At 60.5% G+C, this 19,687-nt stretch carries 15 protein-coding genes and 1 pseudogene; 6 read left to right on the forward strand and 10 right to left on the reverse strand.

The annotated features are described in order from the left end of the window. Window positions 1-3: 3 nt before the first annotated feature. The 5 genes from SERRSCBI_RS22180 to ulaA are packed head-to-tail and all read right to left on the reverse strand — an operon-like array spanning window position 4 to window position 3,738. On the reverse strand, window positions 4-858 hold the full coding sequence (locus SERRSCBI_RS22180) for an L-ribulose-5-phosphate 3-epimerase (protein ID WP_033645298.1): 855 nt from the start codon (window positions 856-858) through the stop codon (window positions 4-6). Between the two features lie 9 nt (window positions 859-867). Then, entirely contained in the window at window positions 868-1,524 is a 657-nt protein-coding gene (locus tag SERRSCBI_RS22185) for a 3-keto-L-gulonate-6-phosphate decarboxylase UlaD (protein ID WP_033645299.1), read from the reverse strand. Between the two features lie 12 nt (window positions 1,525-1,536). After that, complete coding sequence (ulaC, locus tag SERRSCBI_RS22190) at window positions 1,537-2,007, reverse strand: PTS ascorbate transporter subunit IIA (protein ID WP_033645300.1); 471 nt, start codon at window positions 2,005-2,007, stop codon at window positions 1,537-1,539. Window positions 2,008-2,017: 10 nt separating this feature from the next. Beyond that, entirely contained in the window at window positions 2,018-2,326 is a 309-nt protein-coding gene (gene ulaB / locus SERRSCBI_RS22195) for a PTS ascorbate transporter subunit IIB (RefSeq protein ID WP_033645301.1), read from the reverse strand. Between the two features lie 14 nt (window positions 2,327-2,340). After that, window positions 2,341-3,738, reverse strand: a complete 1,398-nt coding sequence (ulaA, locus tag SERRSCBI_RS22200) for a PTS ascorbate transporter subunit IIC (RefSeq protein ID WP_033645302.1) — start codon at window positions 3,736-3,738, stop codon at window positions 2,341-2,343. A gap of 354 nt (window positions 3,739-4,092) precedes the next feature. Here ulaA and ulaG point away from each other — a divergent pair. The 6 genes and pseudogenes from ulaG to glpD all read left to right on the forward strand — a co-directional run bounded on the left by ulaG (window position 4,093) and on the right by glpD (window position 10,008). After that, window positions 4,093-5,158, forward strand: a pseudogene (gene ulaG / locus SERRSCBI_RS22205) (L-ascorbate 6-phosphate lactonase). A gap of 111 nt (window positions 5,159-5,269) precedes the next feature. Next, window positions 5,270-6,025, forward strand: coding sequence for an HTH-type transcriptional regulator UlaR (gene ulaR / locus SERRSCBI_RS22210; protein WP_033651753.1), 756 nt, complete (start codon window positions 5,270-5,272; stop codon window positions 6,023-6,025). Between the two features lie 84 nt (window positions 6,026-6,109). Beyond that, window positions 6,110-6,436, forward strand: coding sequence for a thiosulfate sulfurtransferase GlpE (glpE, locus tag SERRSCBI_RS22215; protein ID WP_033645305.1), 327 nt, complete (start codon window positions 6,110-6,112; stop codon window positions 6,434-6,436). A gap of 171 nt (window positions 6,437-6,607) precedes the next feature. Continuing rightward, complete coding sequence (gene glpG / locus SERRSCBI_RS22220) at window positions 6,608-7,444, forward strand: rhomboid family intramembrane serine protease GlpG (protein ID WP_033651754.1); 837 nt, start codon at window positions 6,608-6,610, stop codon at window positions 7,442-7,444. Window positions 7,445-7,494: 50 nt separating this feature from the next. Next, the gene (locus tag SERRSCBI_RS22225) at window positions 7,495-8,253 is read left to right on the forward strand and encodes a DeoR/GlpR family transcriptional regulator (RefSeq protein WP_004930797.1); all 759 of its coding nucleotides are present in this window, start codon (window positions 7,495-7,497) and stop codon (window positions 8,251-8,253) included. 246 nt (window positions 8,254-8,499) lie between these two features. Then, window positions 8,500-10,008: a glycerol-3-phosphate dehydrogenase gene (gene glpD / locus SERRSCBI_RS22230; RefSeq protein WP_042785513.1), complete on the forward strand. Its 1,509-nt coding sequence runs from the start codon at window positions 8,500-8,502 to the stop codon at window positions 10,006-10,008. 59 nt (window positions 10,009-10,067) lie between these two features. On the opposite strand, the gene glgP is transcribed toward glpD, so the two are convergent. The 5 genes from glgP to glgB all read right to left on the reverse strand — a co-directional run bounded on the left by glgP (window position 10,068) and on the right by glgB (window position 19,680). Next, the gene (gene glgP / locus SERRSCBI_RS22235) at window positions 10,068-12,515 is read right to left on the reverse strand and encodes a glycogen phosphorylase (RefSeq protein WP_042785514.1); all 2,448 of its coding nucleotides are present in this window, start codon (window positions 12,513-12,515) and stop codon (window positions 10,068-10,070) included. A 140-nt stretch (window positions 12,516-12,655) separates the two neighbouring features. Beyond that, on the reverse strand, window positions 12,656-14,086 hold the full coding sequence (glgA, locus tag SERRSCBI_RS22240; protein WP_033645308.1) for a glycogen synthase GlgA: 1,431 nt from the start codon (window positions 14,084-14,086) through the stop codon (window positions 12,656-12,658). A gap of 135 nt (window positions 14,087-14,221) precedes the next feature. After that, window positions 14,222-15,499 (reverse strand): glucose-1-phosphate adenylyltransferase, encoded by a 1,278-nt coding sequence (gene glgC / locus SERRSCBI_RS22245; RefSeq protein ID WP_004930810.1) that lies wholly within the window; start codon window positions 15,497-15,499, stop codon window positions 14,222-14,224. Between the two features lie 15 nt (window positions 15,500-15,514). Further along, window positions 15,515-17,497: a glycogen debranching protein GlgX gene (gene glgX / locus SERRSCBI_RS22250; RefSeq protein WP_042785515.1), complete on the reverse strand. Its 1,983-nt coding sequence runs from the start codon at window positions 17,495-17,497 to the stop codon at window positions 15,515-15,517. Continuing rightward, window positions 17,494-19,680 carry a 1,4-alpha-glucan branching enzyme gene (gene glgB / locus SERRSCBI_RS22255; RefSeq protein ID WP_042785516.1) on the reverse strand — a complete coding sequence of 729 codons (2,187 nt, stop codon included), beginning with the start codon at window positions 19,678-19,680 and terminating at the stop codon, window positions 17,494-17,496. The genes glgX and glgB overlap by 4 nt, the downstream gene beginning before the upstream one ends. Window positions 19,681-19,687 lie beyond the last annotated feature (7 nt).

Consider the following 19,687-nt stretch of genomic DNA (forward strand, 5'->3'; position numbering starts at 1 on the left):
ATGTTAGCTCCCTATTTCCAACCCGGCCTCTGCCATGCGTTCAACCACCCAGGCACGCGCCTCCCGCACCGCCTGCAGCGGGTCGGGCGCCTTCTCGCTCCACATTTCGAGCAGATAGGGGCCGCGATAGCCGCTCGCAAGCAGCGTTTCGAAGCAGCGGGTGAAATCGACCACGCCCTCGCCGAACGGCACGTTCTTAAACTCTCCCGGCCGCGTATCCTTAACGTGCACCGCTACGATATGCCCGCGTCCGGCTACGAGCTCCATCTGCACATCGTTGTCCCAGGCAGACAAATTGCCGATGTCCGGGTACAGCTGAAACCATGGGTTATTCAGGTAGTGGACATAACCCAGCGCCTTGCTGATCGAATTCATCAGCGCATAATCCATGATTTCCATCGCCAGCATGACCTGCGCACGGCTGGCCATCTCCACCGCCTGCGCCAAGCCGGCGCGGAACCGGGCGCGGGTCTGCGCAGTAGCCTGTTGGTAATAAACGTCATATCCGGCCAGTTGGATCACCCGTATGCCGGTATCCTGCGCCAGCCGGATGGCCTTGCGCATGATCTCCAGCCCCCGCTCGCGCGTCCTGTCGTCTTCACTGCCCAACGGAAAACGCCGATGGGCGCTAAGGCACAAAGAAGGGACGCGCACACCGCTGGCCGCAACGGCGCCGATCAGCGCCAGTCGCTGCTCGCTGTTCCAATCCAACCGCGCCAGACGGCCGTCGCTTTCATCGATCGACATTTCAACGAAATCGAATCCCAACTCCCCCGCCAGTTGCAAGCGCGTCAGCCAGTCCTCGCCCGGCGGCAACGCCTTCTCGTAGATGCCCAACGGTACAGATTTTTGCAACATAACCGCTCCTCAGCCCCACAGTTGGGCGATGACGCGTTTAAATTCCCGCGCCGCCGCGACCGGATCGGCGGCATCGCGAATGCTGCGCCCGGCGATAAAAACATGGATGGGAATGCCCCGGAACAGAGGCAAATCCGCCAATGACAATCCGCCGGTAACCGTCACCTTGAAACCCATCTCGCTCAGGCGATGAACCGCGCGGATATCGTCATCGCTCCAGGCGACGCCCGCCGCCTGCGCGTCACGGCTGCGGTGATACACCACCTGACCAATACCCGCCTCACGCCACGCCTGCGCCTGTTCCCAGGTCCAAAATCCCGTCAGTTCGATCTGCACGTCGCCACCGAACTCATGCGCCACCTGCAGCGCGCCCTTGGCCGTATTGATGTCAGCGCAGCAGATCACCGTGATCCAGTCGGCGTGCGCCTCGAAGCACATCCGCGCCAAAATTTGCCCCGCATCGGCGATTTTCGCGTCCGCCAACACGATGCGATCCGGATACAGCGCTTTCAGATCGCGCACGGCCCGTACGCCTTCCGCCACGCACAAAATAGTGCCGACCTCAATGATGTCGACTTCGGCCGCGATCAGGCGCGTTGTATTGTAAGCCGCGGCCATGGACAGGTTATCCAGCGCCACTTGCAGCATCGGTAAATGCGTTTTCATTGCATGTCTCCTTCAATTCGCCGCCGCCGCGGACGTTTTGTCGATTAACGCCAGTACCTCGCTCGCCCGGCGACAGGCCCGCAAGCGATCGAAGTTCGCCTCATCTTCGAACAGGTTAACCACTTGCATGATGCCCACCTCCTGATGCGTTTTGGCGTCCACCGCCGCCATGGTGATCAAGATATCTATCGGATCGTTGTCCTCATCGCCGAAGCACACCGGCGTTTTCAAGGTGACCAAGGCGAAGCCGGTTTTCAGCACCCCTTCCTCCGGCCGACCATGCGGCATCGCCAGGCCGGGCGCCAACACGAAGTAAGGGCCGTGCCGTTCTACGCCGGCCAGAATGGCGTCGAAATAGCGAGGCTCCACCACGCCGGCGGCCACCAGCAGATCGACCCCCAGCCGCACCGCCTGACGCCAGTCGGCAGCCTCCGCCTGCAGGTGAATAGCGTTGTTCTGCGCCAACGAATCGCTCAGCTTCATGACTCGCTCCTCACTGCTTCAAATCTTGCGGAAAATGCGCGCCGATGACTTCCATCAGCTTCGGACCGAAGTCGGCCGCCGAGAGCATATTGCGCACCCCGACCACGTATTTGTTGCCGCTGACGACGATCTCATCCGCGACATGGGTGGAAGCGATGATGATGTCAGCCCCGCTCAACTCGGATTTGTATTCCCCCACCGCACAGCTGTTGACCGAATGATCCACGCCTTGCTGCGTTAAAAATTGGTCGACTTTCATTTTCATGATCATGGAACTGCCTTGTCCGCAACCGCACACCGCCAGGATTCGTACCGTCATAATCTGCACTCCTATTAACGTGACGCTGGTTCAACCGATTGTTTTTCAGCATCTTCCTCCGCGCGCAGGGTGCGCCCGGCGAAGAACATGTACAGCAGCGCGATGGCGATCACCACGCCCATAAACCACAGGCCGAAGCTCAGCCCTTGCATCAGCGGCGGCGCCAGAATCGACCAGTCCGCCATTCCCATCCAGGCGCTCAGCCCGGTCAGCTTGATGGCCCACACGCAGCCCAAGATCTCTATCATCCCCATCACCAGGCAGATCTTCATCGCCGCGCGCCAGCCGCCAAAGTGGTTAGCGAACACGCCGATGGTGGCGTTAGAGAAGAACATGGGAATGAAACCGGGGATGATCATGATGGAAGCGCCGCACGCCAGGAGGATGCCGACGGCGATCAATTGGCCGATGGTGCCCCACATAAAGCCCCACACCACGGCGTTGGGCGCGAAGCTATAGATGGCGGCGCAGTCGATGGCCAGTACCGCACCGGGGATCAGGCGTTGGGAAATCCCATTGAAGGCCTCGGTCAATTCGGCGACGAACATGCGCACGCCCTGCACGATGATGAAAATCGCCACCGCGAACATCAGCCCGGTTTGCAGGATATAGATGCTCCAGTGGGTTTTACCGGCCATCGCCTGCAGGGTATCCAAGCCGAACGAGCAAAGAATGATGCCGAAGAACAGCGTCATCACGATGGCGGTGGAAACGATGTTGTCATGGAAAATGTTCAGCCACCCGGGCAGCTTCAGATCTTCCACGCTGTCCTCTTTTTTACCGAGATACGGCGCTGCCTTATACGCCAGCCACGAAGCGAACTGCTGTTGGTGCCCAATGGAGAAACCGCTGTTTTCCGTCACCGCCTGCGTCGGTTTGAACATCATGTTGGACGTGATGCCCCAATACAGTGAAGCCAACAGCGCGCTGCACAATACCGTTGTCCACATGCCGTAGCCCAGAATGTAGAAAAATACCGCGATCAACCCCACCTGCTGAAACATGATATGGCCGGTAAGCATGATGGTACGGATGCCGGTAATGCGCCTCAACAACACGTAGAGTATGTTCAGCGCCAGCGCCAGCAAGACCGCGTAGCCGACCCAGCTATAGGCCTCCCCCATCCGATCGATGGTGGCCATCATCGAGGCATAGGTATCTGAAATCGCCCCGTTGATGCCGTACACCTCGGACAGCTTCGCCACCACCGGTTTGAACGTGCCGGTCAGGATGCCGGAACCGGCTTGCAGCAACATGAAACCGATAATGGTTTTGATCGTGCCTTTGATAATGACCGCCGCGCTTTTGCGCAGCAACGTGTAACCCAGCAGCGTAACCAGCCCCAACAGCAGCGGCGCATTGGTCATCACCTGGTTAAAAAAGACGGTGAAGATGGTGTAAAGAGTTTCCATACGGCTCTCCCGAAAAGGTTGGCATGCAGGTAACGCCTTCACCATACCAATCACAAGAAATCACAAAAAGATCATAAATGATTATTTGTGAACAACCTCGCAAGTTAAAAATCAATTCCACTAACATTCAATGAATTAGACGGCTTACATTTTATTACTCATTGAATTTAATAGCAGTTAATCAAACAAAAAGGAGATAAAAGGACGGCGCAGCACGTAAATCCGGCGGTGTTAACGTGTATTTCGATCGTTGTCAGTTGAAAAAAACGGTGCTAGATTCGATCAAAACAAATCACATAAAATCTTTAAATGATTATTTGTGATTGCATTATCACCGCCAACGAGGAACGACCCATGAGTAAAGTCAACGACATCACCCGCGAATCCTGGATATTGAACACCTTTCCCGAATGGGGCACCTGGCTGAACGAAGAGATAGAGCAGGAGAAAGTTGCGCCCGGCACCTTCGCCATGTGGTGGCTGGGCTGTACCGGTATCTGGCTCAAATCCGAAGAAAGCGCCAATCTGTGCGTCGACTTTTGGTGCGGTACCGGCAAGCAAAGCCACGGCAACCCACTGATGAAAACCGGCCACCAAATGCAGCGAATGGCGGGGGTGCGCAAGCTACAGCCTAACCTGCGCACGACCCCATTCGTACTGGATCCCTTCGCGATTACCCAGCTCGACGCCGTCTTGGCCACGCACGACCACAACGATCACATCGATGTGAACGTCGCCGCGGCGGTGTTGCAAAATTGCGCCGCCACCGTTCCGTTTATCGGGCCGCAAAGCTGCGTGGATATCTGGATTGGTTGGGGTGTGCCGCCTGAGCGCTGCATCACCGTCAAACCTGGCGACGTGATAAAAATCAAAGACATTGAAATTCATGCGCTGGACGCCTTCGATCGCACGGCGCTCATCACACTGCCGGTGGAACAAAAAAGCAGCGGGCGTTCTACCGGACGGCATGGACCTGCGGGCGGTCAACTACCTGTTCAAAACGCCGGGCGGCAACCTTTATCACAGCGGCGATTCCCACTACTCCAACTATTACGCCAAGCACGGCAACGATCATCAGATCGATGTCGCCCTCGGTTCCTACGGCGAGAACCCGCGCGGCATTACCGACAAGATGACCAGCGCCGACATCTTGCGCATGGCGGAATCGCTGAACGCCAAGGTCGTTATCCCCTTCCACCATGACATATGGTCGAATTTCCAGGCGGATCCGCAGGAAATTCGCGTGCTGTGGGAAATGAAGAAAGACCGGCTCAAATACGGTTTTAAACCGTTTATCTGGCAGGTTGGCGGCAAGTTCATCTGGCCGCAGGATAAAGACAATCTGGAGTACCACTACCCGCGCGGTTTCGATGATTGCTTCACCCTCGAACCCGATCTGCCCTTCAAGTCTTTCTTGTAATCAACCGGTGTTGCATACGGATGCGCGCTTTTGAACGGGAATGATTCAAATCGTCAAACGGCGCGCATATAATCATAGGCAACGACGTTTTCTCTCTCCGACGGAGCCCGCATGACAGAGTCCCAACGCCACAACGCCATTCTCGATCTCTTGCAGCGCAAGGGGCAAATCTCCGTGGCGGACGTCATCGCGGCGTTTGACATCTCTCCGGCCACCGCGCGCCGGGACATCAACAAACTGAATGAAATCGGCAAATTGCGCAAAGTGCGCAACGGCGCCGAAGCCACACAAACTCCGCGCCCGGCCTGGACGCCGCTCAATATCCACCAAACTCAGCACCTGGACGAAAAAATGCGTATTGCGGCGGCCGCGGCACAGCTCTGTCAGCCGGGTGAAAGCGTGGTGATCAATTGCGGCTCCACCGCATTTCTGTTGGGCCGTGAAATTTGCGGCAAGCCGGTTCAGGTGATCACCAATTATCTGCCGCTGGCCAATTACCTGATTGAGCAGGAACATGACAGCGTGGTGATCATGGGAGGCCAGTACAACAAAACCCAGTCGATTACTCTGGCGCCCCAGGACGGCGACGCCACCCTGTACGCCGGGCACTGGATGTTCACCAGCGGTATCGGCCTCACCGCTGACGGCCTGTATAAAACCGATATGCTGACCGCGATGGCGGAACAGAAGATGCTCAACTACGTCGGTAAACTGGTGGTGCTGGTTGACAGCAGCAAAGTCGGCCAACGCGCCGGCATGCTGTTCAGCCGTACCGAGCAAATCGCCATGGTGATCACCGGCCGCGCCGCCGATTCGGCGATCGTTGAGCAACTGCGTCAACAAGGGGTAGAAGTGCTGCTGGTGTGAGAAAACCACAAGCTTGCTCTGGTCTTAAACGCCGCAGAGTTGGTTACAATAGCGGCGTCCCCCAATAATGAGGCAGTCAGCAGTATGGAACAGTTCGAAGCGATCAACGTTGAACAGGCTTACAGCCTCTGGAAAGAGGGCAGCGCCGCCCTGGTCGACATCCGCGATCCGCAAAGTTTTGAAGCCGGGCATACGCCGGGCGCCTTTCACCTCACCAACGCCACCCTGTCGGCCTTTATGCAACAAAACGACTTCGAGCGGCCGGTGATGGTGATGTGCTACCACGGCAACAGCAGCCGCAGCGCGGCGCAATACCTGCTGCACCAGGGGTTCGACGCGGTCTACAGCATCGACGGCGGCTTCGAGGCCTGGGCCCGTCAGTATCCGCAAGACGTGGAAACCTCAGCCTGATCCCCGCTCCCCGCCGTGCGTCGGCGGGCTTCCCCTTCGTTTTTATGCGCGTTTTCGCGGGTTTTTCGCAGATCCGTTTGCCAGCGCTCAGGATTTCGACGTTATAATCGGCCGTCAGGGTCGCCGGCGCGCAAGCGGCGGCCAAAATCATTCACTTACGACGGAAGAGCAATGGTTAGAGTAATCGCCGTATCCAACCCGCGCCTGGCGCTGGCCTTTGTCGACTATATGGCGACCCAGGGCATCCGGCTTGAGCTGCGCAACAGCGGCGAGGCGGCGGAAATCTGGCTGGCCGACGAAGGTCATCTCGAGCAGGTGCAACACGAGCTGCAGCAGTTTCTGGTCGATCCGCTCAACCGCCGTTATCAGGCCGCCAGCTGGCAGACCGGCCATACCGACGCTGGCCTGCACTATCAGAGCGAGTCCTACCTGCACACCCTGCGCAGCAAAGCCGGGCCGCTGACGCTCGGCGTGATGGTGCTGTGCATCGCAGTCTATATTCTGATGCAGGCGCTCGGCGACGATACCGTGATGTACTGGCTCTCCTGGCCGCAGGACAGCAGCCAATACACCCAGCTATGGCGCTGGATCAGCCATGCGTTCCTGCATTTCTCCCTGCTGCATATCCTGTTTAACCTGATGTGGTGGTGGTATCTCGGCGGCCAGATGGAAAAACGCCTCGGCGCCGGCAAGCTGTTCGTGCTGGCGGTGGTGTCGGCGTTCTTCAGCGGCTGGGCGCAATCGCTGTTCAGCGGCGCGCTGTTCGGCGGGCTGTCGGGCGTGGTCTATGCGCTGATGGGCTATGTCTGGCTGTCGGGCGAACGGGCGCCGGAGCGCGGCCTGATGCTGCCGCGCGGCCTGATGGTGTTCTCGGTACTGTGGCTGGTGGCCGGATATTTCGATATTTTAGGAATGTCGATCGCCAACGCGGCACACGTAGCCGGTTTAGTGTTAGGGTTATTGATGGCATTTTGGGATACGCGTCATCGCGCACACAACGAACAATAACAGCCGGGAGCTATGCCCAGCGGGCATAGCGGGCGTTTTAGGGGATTATCGTGAAGCAAACACAGCGTCATGACGCAATTATCGAGCTGGTGCGCCTGCAGGGTTACGTCAGCACGGAAGAGCTGGTCGAGCATTTTGACGTCAGCCCGCAAACGATTCGCCGCGATTTGAATGACCTGGCCGACCAGAACAAGATCCAGCGTCACCACGGCGGCGCGGCGCTGCCTTCCAGCTCGGTCAACGCTGCCTATAACGATCGCAAGGTGATGTGGTCGGAAGAGAAAGCCCGCATCGCGCAGCGCGTCGCCAGCCAGATCCCGGACGGCGCCACGCTGTTCATCGATATCGGCACCACGCCGGAGGCGGTGGCCCATGCGCTGATGAACCACAAGAACCTGCGCGTGGTCACCAACAACCTTAACGTCGCCACCCTGCTGACCGCCAAAGAAGACTTCCGCCTGATCCTGGCCGGCGGCGAAGTGCGCACCCGCGACGGCGGCATCATGGGCGAAGCCACCCTGGACTTCATCTCCCAATTCCGTCTCGATTACGGCATTCTCGGCATCAGCGGCATCGATATGGACGGCTCGCTGCTCGAATTCGACTATCACGAAGTGCGCACCAAACGCGCGATTATCGAAAATTCCCGCTGCGTGATGCTGGTGACCGACCACTCCAAGTTCGGCCGCAACGCCATGGTCAACCTGGGCAACATGAACCTGATCGACTACCTGTTTACCGACCAGCTGCCGCCGCCGAGCGTGATGAAAATCATCGAACAGTACGACGTGCAGCTGGAGCTGTGCTGATTCGGCCTTAACCTTCGGGGCGCGCCGCCGCCCCGTTTCATCCCTTTAGCCCCCCTCACCGACTGCCGTTTGCGCGCCCGCGCCATATCCATGCTACTTGTGTGACTATCATCACCAAACTGTTACCTCTATCACGCCTAAATGTTTTTGTTTGGTTAAGTCTTGGCTTGCTTGTTGGTTTTTGATTACAATCATGAGCGAAAACGAACATGAAAGAGCTATTTCGAACATCTGGAGGAAGATGACGTGGAAACCAAAGACTTGATCGTTATCGGTGGCGGCATCAACGGTGCCGGCATCGCGGCGGATGCTGCCGGGCGCGGGCTGTCGGTACTGCTACTGGAAGCGCAAGACTTGGCCTGTGCTACGTCTTCCGCCAGTTCCAAACTGATCCACGGTGGCCTGCGCTACCTGGAACACTACGAATTCCGGCTGGTGAGCGAAGCGCTGGCCGAACGTGAAGTGCTGCTGAAACTGGCGCCGCACATCGCGTTCCCGATGCGTTTCCGCCTGCCGCACCAGCCGCATCTGCGTCCGGCCTGGATGATCCGTATCGGCCTGTTCCTGTACGATCACCTGGGCAAACGCACCAGCCTGCCGGGCAGCAAGGGGTTGCGCTTTGGACCAGAATCGGTGCTGAAACCTGAACTGAAGCGCGGTTTCGAATATTCCGACTGCTGGGTCGACGATGCTCGCCTGGTAGTGCTGAACGCGCAGGAAGTGGAAAAACGCGGCGGCGAAGTGCGCACCCGCACCAAAGTGACCCGCGCATGGCGCGAAAACGGCCTGTGGATGGTGGAAGCGGTCGATATCGACAGCGGCAAAACCTTCACCTGGCGCGCCAAAGGCCTGGTGAACGCCACCGGCCCATGGGTGAAAAACTTCTTCGACGACGGCCTGAAGCTGAAATCGCCTTACGGCATCCGTCTGATCAAAGGCAGCCACATCGTGGTGCCGCGCGTGCACGATCAGCCGCAGTCTTACATTCTGCAGAACGAAGACCACCGCATCGTGTTCGTGATCCCGTGGAATGACGAGTTCTCCATCATCGGCACCACCGACGTGGAGTACAAAGGCGATCCGAAAGACGTGAAGATCGACGAGAGTGAAATCGCTTATCTGCTGAAAGTGTACAACGATCACTTCAAGAAGCAGTTGGGCCGCGACGACATCGTCTGGACTTACTCCGGCGTGCGTCCGCTGTGCGACGACGAATCCGATTCACCGCAGGCGATCACCCGCGATTACACGCTGGACGTGCACGACGAGCAAGGCAAAGCGCCGCTGCTGTCGGTCTTCGGTGGCAAGCTGACCACCTATCGCAAGCTGGCCGAACATGCGATGGAAAAACTGGCCCACTACTACCCAGGCTGCGGCCCGGCGTGGACCAAAAACGCCACGCTGCCGGGCGGTGACATCGACGGCGACCGCGACGGTTACGCGGCCAAACTGCGCCGTGCGCACGGCTGGCTGCCGGAAGCCCTGGCGCGCCGCTATGCCCGCACCTACGGCAGCCAGAGCGAGCTGATCCTGGCCGGCGCCAACGGCCTCGCCGATCTGGGCGAAGATTTCGGCCACGGTCTGTATGAAGCCGAACTGCGCTACCTGACCGAGAAAGAGTGGGTCGTGGAGCTGGACGACGCTATCTGGCGCCGCACCAAGCTGGGCATGTGGCTGGACGAAGCGCAGCAGGCGCGCGTGAAAGCCTGGCTGGCGGAACACGCGAAAACGAAAGCGCTGTCGCTGGCTTCCTGAGCCGCAGCGTAACGAAAAAGGGCCGGTTATCCGGCCCTTTGCTTTTTTCCTGTCCCGCTTTACAGCTTCACCGGCTTAATGTGCCAAATTTCATCCGCATATTCCTGAATAGTGCGATCGGATGAGAAGTAACCCATATTGGCGATATTCAGCACCGCGCGCCGCGTCCACTCGTCCTGATTGAGATACACCTCGTCCACCTTGTCCTGCGTGTCCACATAGCTGCGGTAATCCGCCAACAGCTGATAGTGGTCGCCGAGGTTCACCAGCGAGTCGAACAAATTGCCATAGCGCTTCGGCTCCTCAGGGCTGAACATGCCGGTGGCGATCTGCGTCAGCGCCTGATGCAGTTCTGGGTCTTGCTCGTAGTACTGGCGCGGGTTGTAACCGTTGCGGCGCAGTTCCTCGACCTGCTCGGCGGTATTGCCGAAAATAAAGATGTTCTCCTCCCCCACGTGCTCGCGCATCTCGACGTTGGCGCCGTCCAGCGTGCCGATGGTCAGCGCGCCGTTCAGCGCGAACTTCATATTACTGGTACCCGAGGCTTCGGTGCCCGCCAGCGAGATCTGTTCCGACAGATCCGCCGCCGGGATGATGATCTGCGCCAGGCTGACGCCGTAGTTCGGAATGAACACCACCTTCAACTGGGTATGCACGCGCGGATCGTTGTTGATCACTTTGGCCACGTCGTTGATCAGGCGGATGATCTGCTTGGCGGCATAGTAGGCCGAGGCCGCCTTGCCGGCGAAGATCACCACCCGCGGCACGCGCTCGATATCAGGGTCGGCCAGTAAACGGTTATACAGCGTGATGACGTGCAACACGTTGAGCAACTGCCGTTTGTACTCGTGGATGCGTTTGATCTGCACGTCGAACAGCGCATCCGGGTTAACCACCACGTTGAGCGTTTTGGCGATGTACAGCGCCAGCCGCTCCTTGTTCTGCCGCTTGGCGCGCTGCACCGCCTGCAGGAAGCTCGGGTAATCGATGTTGGCCTTGATCTCGCTCAGCTGGCTGAGATCGGTGCGCCAGGTTTGGCCGATGCAGTCGTCCAGCACCGCCGCCAACGGCGGGTTGGCCAGCGCCAGCCAACGACGCGGCGTCACCCCGTTGGTTTTGTTGCAGAAACGAGTCGGGAACAGCCGGGCGAAGTCGGCGAACAGCGACTGCACCATCAGTTCGGAATGCAGGGCGGAAACGCCGTTGACCTTGTGGCTGGCCACCACCGCCAGCCACGCCATGCGCACCCGACGGCCGTTGGTTTCGTCGATGATCGAGACCCGCGCCAGCAGATCGTTGTCGCCCGGCGCCACCTCCTGCACCATTTTGAGGAAGTGATCGTTGATCTCGAAAATCAGCTGCAGATGGCGCGGCAAGATGCGGCCAAGCATGTCCACCGGCCAGGTCTCCAGCGCCTCACTCATCAGCGTGTGGTTAGTGTAGGAGAATACCTGCTCCACCACTTCCCAGGCGTCGAGCCACTTGAACTTGTGCTCGTCGATCAGCCGGTGCATCAGCTCCGGAATCGACAACACCGGGTGAGTGTCGTTGAGGTGAATGGCGATCTTGTCCGCCAGGTTGTCGAAGGTTTTGTGCATCAGCCAATGGCGATTGAGAATATCCTGCACCGTGGCCGACACCAGGAAATACTCTTGTCGCAAGCGCAATTCACGCCCGGAGGAGGTCGAATCGTCCGGATAGAGCACGCGCGACACGTTCTCCGAATGGTTTTTATCTTCCACCGCCGCGAAGTAATCGCCCTGATTGAACTTGCCGAGGTTGATCTCGTTACTGGCCTGCGCGCCCCACAACCGCAGCGTGTTGGTGGCGTCGGTGTCGAAACCGGGGATCACCTGATCGTAGGCGATGGCCACGATTTCTTCGGTCTCCAGCCAGCGGGCCTTGGCCCCCTCCTGCTGCACGCGGCCGCCGAAGCGCACCTTGTAGCGGGTGTTATGGCGCGGAAACTCCCACGGATTGCCGTACTCCAGCCAGTAGTCCGGCGATTCCATCTGTTGGCCGTTGACGATGTTCTGCTTGAACATGCCGTACTCATAGCGAATGCCGTAGCCGCGCCCCGGCAGCGCCAGCGTCGCCAGCGAGTCGAGGAAGCAGGCCGCCAGCCGGCCCAGACCGCCGTTGCCGAGCCCGGGGTCGTTCTCTTCCTCCAGCAGCTCCGCCAGGTTCAGCCCCATCTCGTTCAACGCGTTGTTGATGTCCTGATAAATGCCCATCGACAGCAGCGCGTTCGACAACGTGCGGCCGATCAGAAACTCCATCGACAGGTAATACACCTGCCGCACGTCTTGAGACAGCTGGGCGCGGTTGGAGCGCAGCCAGCGCTCCACCATGCGATCGCGCACCGCGAACAGGACGGCGTTGAGCCAGTCGTGGCGGTTGGCGATCGCCGGATCCTTGCCGACGATAAACATCAGCTTATAGGCAATGGAATGTTTCAGCGCTTCCACACTGACCGTAGGTGAGGTGTAACTAAACGGTGAAGTCATGGCTTTTAATCCCTAATGGGGAGCCCAGCCATCCGCCGCGGAATAGCTGGCCCCGCTGAACATGGGCGCGGTACGCTGCGCCCCGACAATCTACCCTTACGGTTGCCCGCCGCGCGTCAACCCGCGACGCGAATCGCGGGCTACAAGCGTTGATAAAGCGATAAATACTCTTTCGCCGCCACCGGCCAGCCGAAGTCCACGCTCATGGCGTGGCGCTGAACGTGGCGCCAGTGTTTCGGCCGGCTCCACAGCACCATGGCGCGGCGGATGGCGTTGCCCAGCGCGACGGCGTCGCAATCGTCGAACACGAATCCGCTGGCGGTGCCGTCGGCCAGGTTCTCCAGCGCGCAGTCCACGACCGTGTCCGCCAGTCCGCCGGTGCGGCGCACCAGCGGCAGAGTGCCGTATTTCAGGCCGTAGAGCTGCGTCAGGCCGCAGGGCTCGAAGCGGCTCGGCACCAGAATGACGTCGGCGCCGCCGATGATGCGGTGGGAGAAGGATTCGTGATAACCGATCTGCACGCCGACCTGCTCAGGGTAGTCGGCGGCGGCGGCCAGAAACGCCTGCTGCAGCACCGCGTCGCCGGCGCCCAGCAGCGCCAACTGCCCGCCCTGCGCCAGCAATTCGGGCAGCGCCTGCAGCACCAGATCGAGGCCTTTCTGGCTAGTCAATCGGCTCACCACCGCGAACACCGGCAGCGATTCGTCCACCTTCAGCCCCATGGCCTTTTGCAGATGCAGCTTGTTTTTGACCTTGCTTTTCAGATCGTCGGCGTCGTAGCGGGCGCTCAGCCGCGGGTCGTGGGCCGGATCCCAAATCTTGTCGTCCACGCCGTTGAGGATGCCGCTCAACCTGCCTTGCCGCTGCCGCTCCTGCAGCAGCCCCTCCATGCCGTAGCCAAACTCCGGCCGGGTGATCTCGCGCGCATAGGTCGGGCTGACGGCGGTTACGTGGTCGGCATAAAACAGCCCGGCCTTGAGGAACGACATCTGGCCGTAGAACTCCAGGCCATAGACATCGTAAAACGACGCCGGCAGCCACAGCTCGGTCACATGATGGGCGGAGAACAGGCCCTGATAGGCCAGGTTGTGCACGGTGAACACCGAACGCGCCGGGTGGCCGTTGGCGGCCAGATAGGCGCAGCTCAGGCCGGCATGCCAGTCGTGGGCGTGCACCAGCTGCGGACGCCAGTAGCGATCCAGCCCCTTGGCCAGCTCGCAGGCCATCCAGCCCAGCAGCGCAAAGCGCCGGTGGTTGTCGGGGTAGGCGTACATGGACTGATCGTGGTATGGGCTGCCCGGCCGGTCATACAGCCAGGGCGCATCGATCAGGTAAATGCCCACGCCATGGTAGGTGCCGTAACGCAGGCCGACACGGCCGGCGAACGAGTCTATCTCCGCCACCAGCACGGTGTCGGGTATGCCGTTGCGTACGTCAGGGAAAGCGGGCAATAGCACCCGAACATCGGCGCCTTCGGCGATTTGCGCCGCCGGCAGCGCGCCAACCACGTCTGCGAGTCCGCCCGTTTTCAGCAGGGGGAACATTTCAGAACATACGTGTAAGACCTGCATTATCACTCCTGAAAGTCGGCCGAAGGCCTCTGGATAAGAAATAAAGCAGGCTTGCCGCTGTTATGTGTGCCGCGTTGCGCAAGCCATCGAACCGTTCATCGGGCGGCAGGCTATCGTTCTGCCCCCCACGTTAACTCACAATTTTGACAACATTTCGCGCGTCACCAGCACGATGCCGCCTTCCGAGCGATAGAAACGCTTGCTGTCCTCATCGGCGTTTTCCCCGATCACCATGCCCTCCGGAATATGGCAGGCGCGGTCGATGATGCAGCGCCGCAAGCGGCAGGAACGGCCGACGTTCACGTCCGGCAACAATACGGTAGAGTCGATGGTGCAAAACGAGTTCACTCGCACGCGCGGGAACAGCACCGAATGCACCACCACCGAGCCCGAGACGATGCAACCGCCGGACACCAGCGAATTCATGGTCATGCCATGGCTACCGGAGCGATCCTGCACGAACTTGGCCGGCGGCAGCGGTTCCATGTGGGTGCGGATCGGCCAGGCGCGGTCGTACATGTCCAGCTCCGGCGTCACCGACGCCAGATCGAGATTGGCGCGCCAGTAAGCGTCCAGCGTGCCCACGTCGCGCCAGTAAGGCGGCAAGTCGGGGTTGGACGTCACGCAGGACAAGGTAAACGGATGCGCCCACGCCGCCTGCTGCGCGGTGATTTTCGGGATCAGATCCTTGCCGAAATCGTGGCTGGAGCCGGGGGTCGACATATCCTCTTCCAGCAGTTGGAACAGGTAGGCGGCATTAAAAATATAGATGCCCATGCTGGCCAGCGACATATCCGGGTTGCCCGGCATCGCCGGCGGATCGGCGGGCTTTTCCAGAAACTCGATGATGCGGTCGCTTTCATCCACCTTCATCACGCCGAATTCGCCGGCTTCGCTGCGCGGCACCGGCAGGCAAGCCACAGTGCACTGAGCGCCCTTCTCGACGTGGTCGATCAGCATGCGCGAATAATCCATCTTGTAGATGTGATCGCCCGCCAGGATCACCACGTATTCGGCCTCGTAGCGACGGATGATATCCAGGTTCTGGTACACCGCGTCGGCGGTGCCCTTGTACCAATGCTCGGTGCTGAGGCGCTGCTGGGCCGGCAGCAGATCGACGAACTCATTCATCTCCTCGTTGAGGAACGACCAGCCGCGCTGAATGTGCTGCACCAGCGTGTGCGACTGGTATTGGGTGATCACGCCGATGCGGCGGATGCCGGAGTTCAGGCAGTTCGACAAGGCGAAGTCGATGATGCGGAATTTGCCGCCAAAGTGGACAGCGGGCTTGGCGCGGGTGGAGGTCAAATCTTTCAGACGTGAACCGCGGCCGCCGGCCAGGATCAGCGCTACGGATTTAATCGGCAGCTGGCGCGCCAACATCAGGGGGTCTTTATTTTCAAACCTAACCATAGCGGACTCCTTTTATTATTTCCGTACCAGTACGCAAAGCGAGCGCGCGGCCTGGTGCCAGGCGGGCAATACCGCCCGTGAGTCTTCCTGAGTGAACGGGGCGACAACCTGCCAATCGCCTTCCGGCAACCTCATCTCCGTCGTTTGCGGCGTGGCGTTGATCAGCAGCAGCCAGCGCTGCGACAGCAGGATCTGCATGAGCGGCTCGCCCTGCTCCCACTGCTGCGCGTCGAGCGCCTGCCCTTGCGCGTTCAGCCACTGCACGCTGCCGTCGTCCTGCTGCCACCAGCGGTCCTGCTGCAGCGCGGGGATCTGGCGGCGCAGCGCGATCAGCGCCGCGACGTAATCGGTCAGCGCGTCGTCCGCCGTGGCCCAATCGAGCCAGGTGGTGGCGTTGTCCTGACAATAGGCATTGTTGTTCCCCTGCTGGCTGTGTTCCTGTTCATCGCCGGCCAGCAGCATCGGCGTTCCCTGGGACAGCAACAGCGTGGCGAGCATCGCCCGCTGGCTGGCCCTGCGGCGTTGCACAATGGCGTAGTCGGCGACCAGGCCTTCGACGCCGTGGTTGTTGCTGAAATTGCGATCGCTGCCGTCGCGGTTGCCCTCGCCGTTGGGCTGATTGTGTTTCTCATTGAAGCTGACCACGTCCTGCAGGGTAAAACCGTCATGGGCGGTCAGCATATTGACGGTGGCGTAAGGCGCTCGCCCGCGCTGGTTATACAGATCGCTGGAAGCGGCAAAACGCCGGGCGAACTGGCCGAGCGATACGCCGCTCTGCAGCCAGAAACGACGCATGTCATCGCGGTAATGATCGTTCCATTCGGCGAAGCGGCCGGGAAACGCCCCTACCTGATAGCCGCCAGGGCCAATGTCCCAGGGTTCGGCGATCAGCTTGCAGCGCGACAGCACATCGTCCGCCAGCATCGCCTGGAACAGCGGAGCATCGCGATCGAACCCCGGCGTGCGGCCGAGCACGCTGCCCAGATCGAAACGGAAGCCGTCGACGTGGCACTCCCGCACCCAAAAACGCAGGCAATCCATCACCCAGGCCACGCCCTGCGGCTGATCCAACCGCAGCGTGTTGCCGCAGCCGGTGTCGTTGACATAGTCCCCTTCGGGCGTCAGCCAGTAGTAGCTCAGGTTATCGATGCCGCTCAGCGACAGCATCGGCCCGTCCATATCCAGCTCGGCGCTGTGGTTGAACACCACGTCGAGGATCACCTCGATGCCGGCTTTGTGCAGCGCCTTGACCGCATCGCGGAATTCGTTCAGCGGCGTGGCACCGGTGCTCAGGCTGGCGTAGCGGTTGTCCGGCGCATAGGGCGCCAGCACGTTATAGCCCCAATAGTTGATCAGCCCCAGCCGCTGCAGGCGCGGTTCGGAGGTATGTTGCTGCACCGGCAGCAGTTCCAGCGCGGTGATGCCGAGGCGTTTGAAGTGGGCGATCATCGCCGGGTGCCCCAATGCGGCGAAGCTGCCGCGCAGCGCCGGCGGGATCTGCGGGTGCAGCAGCGTCAGGCCGCGCACGTGCGCTTCGTAAATCACCGTCTGTCCCCAGGGCGTGGCAGGCGGGCGATCGTCCTGCCAGTCATACTGTTCGTCCACCACCACGCACTTCGGCATCAGCTCCGCGCTGTCGTGCGGGTCCGGCTGCTCGTAACCGCCGTGCAGGTGCGGGTGATCCGCCACCGGCCCTTCCACCGCGCGCGCGGCCGGATCGAGCGCCAGTTTGTTGGGGTTAAAACGCTGTCCGTTCGCCGGGTCAAACGGGCCGTAGACCCGGTAACCGTAACGTTGCCCCGGCCTGCCGCCCGGTAAGTAGCCATGCCAGATATCGCCGCTGCGCGCCGGCAACGGCAGGCGCACTTCGCGCTGCTGGCCGTCGAACAGGCACAGCTCCACCCGCTCGGCGTGCGCCGAGTACAGGGTAAAGTTGATGCCTTCGCCGTCGTAATGCGCGCCCAGCGGCGCGGCGAGGCCGGCCGTCAGCTCCGTCATGGCGCCTCCCGCAGCAGATAAATGGTCGCCAGCGGCGGCAGCGTTACGCAGATGGAGAAGTCGCGGCCGTGGCTGCCGACCGCTTCGGAAGAGACCCGCCCCTGATTGCCGGCGTTGCTGCCGTGATAGTGGTGCGAATCGGTATTGAGGATCTCGCGGTAGTCACCCGCGCGAGAGAGGCCGATGCGGTAGCGGTAGCGCGGCACCGGGGTAAAGTTGCTGATGGCGATCAGCTCATTGCCCTGCGAATCGTAGCGCGCGAACGCGAACACCGAGTTGTCGTGATCGTCGACCACCAGCCACTCGAAGCCGTCCGGCCGGTAGTCACGCTCGTACAGCGGCGCCTGCTGCCGGTAGCAGTGGTTCAGATCGCGCACCAGCCGCTGCACGCCGTTGTGCCAGTTATCCAACCCTTCCAATAAATGCCAATCGAGGCTGGTATCGAAATTCCACTCGCGCCCCTGCGCAAACTCGCAGCCCATAAACAGCAGCTTTTTACCCGGATGCGCCCACATAAAGCCGTAGTAGGCGCGCAGGTTGGCGAATTTCTGCCAGGCGTCGCCCGGCATACGGTCGAGGACCGATTTTTTGCCGTGCACCACTTCATCGTGCGAGATAGGTAACACGAAGTTCTCGGTATAGGCGTACAGCATGCCGAAGGTCATCTGGTTGTGGTGATACTTGCGGTGCACCGGATCGCACTTCATGTAATTGAGCGTGTCGTGCATCCAGCCGAGGTTCCATTTGTAGTGGAACCCAAGGCCGTTGGCATCCGGCGGCAGGGTGACGCCGGGATAGTCGGTGGATTCCTCCGCCAGCGTCACCGCGCCCGGCTGCGCCTGGCCGATAGTCTGGTTGGTATAACGCAGGAAGGCGATGGCCTCCAGATTCTCGTTGCCGCCGTAGTAATTCGGCACCCACTCGCCGTCGGCGCGGCTGTAGTCGCGATAGATCATCGACGCCACCGCATCCACCCGCAGCGCGTCGATGCCGAAGCGCTCCAGCCAATACAGCGCGTTGCCCGCCAGGTAGTTGCGCACCTCGTGGCGACCGTAGTTGTAAATCAGCGTATTCCAGTCCTGATGGTAGCCCTCGCGCGGATCGGCGTATTCGTACAGCGCAGTGCCATCGAAATTCGCCAGGCCGTAGGCGTCGCTGGGGAAGTGCCCCGGCACCCAGTCGAGGATCACGTTGATGCCCGCCTCATGCGCCGCCGCCACAAACGCCCTGAAGTCGGCCGGCGTGCCGAAGCGCCGGGTCGGCGCATACAGCCCCAGCGGCTGGTAGCCCCAGCTGCCGTCGAACGGGTGCTCGTTGACCGGCAGCAGCTCGATATGGGTGAATCCCATGTCCTTCACATAGTCGATCAGCTGCACCGCCAGTTCACCGTAGCTGAGCCAAAAGTGGTTATCGGTGTGGCGGCGCCATGAGCCGAGATGCACCTCGTAAATGGCGATCGGCTGGTCAAAATCGTTGGCGCGGCGGCGCGCCGGCGTCGGCGGCACCACCTCCGGCAGCGGCGCCACCAGCGAGGCGGTATCCGGGCGCATCTGCGCCTCAAAGGCGTAAGGATCGGCTTTCAGTTGGGTATTGCCATAGCAATCGACGATTTCATATTTGTACAGCTGCCCGGCCCGCACGCCGGGCAAGAACAGCTCCCAGATGCCGTTCTCACGCCGCAGACGCATCGGGTGGCGGCGGCCGTCCCAGAAGTTGAATTCCCCCACCACCGAGACGCGCTGCGCGTTGGGCGCCCAGACCGCAAAGCTGACGCCGTCGACGCCATCCAGCGTGACGAGGTGAGCGCCCAGCCGTTCATAGGGGCGCAGGTGCGTACCTTCGGCCAATAACCAGCTGTCGATATCCTGCAGCAGCGGGCCGAACCGGTAGGGATCGTCGACGATCTGTTGATGATCGCGCCAGCTGACCTGCAGCTGATAGCGGAAAGGATTTTTTCGCCGCGGCACCACGGCGCTGAAGAAACCGCGCGGATCGTCGCAGTTCAGCTGCACCAGTCGCCGGCCGGTTTGCTGTTCCACCAGCCAGACTGCGCCGGCGTCCGGCAGCAGCGCGCGCACTTGCAGACCGTTATCGGTCGCATGCATGCCAAGCAGAGCAAAGGGATCGGCGTAATGGCCGGAGATGATCTGATCAATCACGTCACGATCGGGAAGTACAGGCATAGTCTTC

Source organism: Serratia sp. SCBI (assembly GCF_000747565.1).
Classification (GTDB): domain Bacteria; phylum Pseudomonadota; class Gammaproteobacteria; order Enterobacterales; family Enterobacteriaceae; genus Serratia; species Serratia ureilytica.

Excerpts from the sequence above, each read along its gene's own strand:
- ulaB (WP_033645301.1), bottom strand. The coding sequence starts at position 2,326 with ATGACGGTACGAATCCTGGCGGTGTGCGGTTGCGGACAAGGCAGTTCC.
- ulaC (WP_033645300.1), bottom strand. The coding sequence starts at position 2,007 with ATGAAGCTGAGCGATTCGTTGGCGCAGAACAACGCTATTCACCTGCAG.
- glgP (WP_042785514.1), bottom strand. The coding sequence starts at position 12,515 with ATGACTTCACCGTTTAGTTACACCTCACCTACGGTCAGTGTGGAAGCG.
- glpG (WP_033651754.1), top strand. The coding sequence starts at position 6,608 with ATGGTTAGAGTAATCGCCGTATCCAACCCGCGCCTGGCGCTGGCCTTT.
- ulaR (WP_033651753.1), top strand. The coding sequence starts at position 5,270 with ATGACAGAGTCCCAACGCCACAACGCCATTCTCGATCTCTTGCAGCGC.
- glpE (WP_033645305.1), top strand. The coding sequence starts at position 6,110 with ATGGAACAGTTCGAAGCGATCAACGTTGAACAGGCTTACAGCCTCTGG.
- SERRSCBI_RS22185 (WP_033645299.1), bottom strand. The coding sequence starts at position 1,524 with ATGAAAACGCATTTACCGATGCTGCAAGTGGCGCTGGATAACCTGTCC.
- SERRSCBI_RS22180 (WP_033645298.1), bottom strand. The coding sequence starts at position 858 with ATGTTGCAAAAATCTGTACCGTTGGGCATCTACGAGAAGGCGTTGCCG.
- glgB (WP_042785516.1), bottom strand. The coding sequence starts at position 19,680 with ATGCCTGTACTTCCCGATCGTGACGTGATTGATCAGATCATCTCCGGC.
- glgC (WP_004930810.1), bottom strand. The coding sequence starts at position 15,499 with ATGGTTAGGTTTGAAAATAAAGACCCCCTGATGTTGGCGCGCCAGCTG.
- glgX (WP_042785515.1), bottom strand. The coding sequence starts at position 17,497 with ATGACGGAGCTGACGGCCGGCCTCGCCGCGCCGCTGGGCGCGCATTAC.
- glgA (WP_033645308.1), bottom strand. The coding sequence starts at position 14,086 with ATGCAGGTCTTACACGTATGTTCTGAAATGTTCCCCCTGCTGAAAACG.
- ulaA (WP_033645302.1), bottom strand. The coding sequence starts at position 3,738 with ATGGAAACTCTTTACACCATCTTCACCGTCTTTTTTAACCAGGTGATG.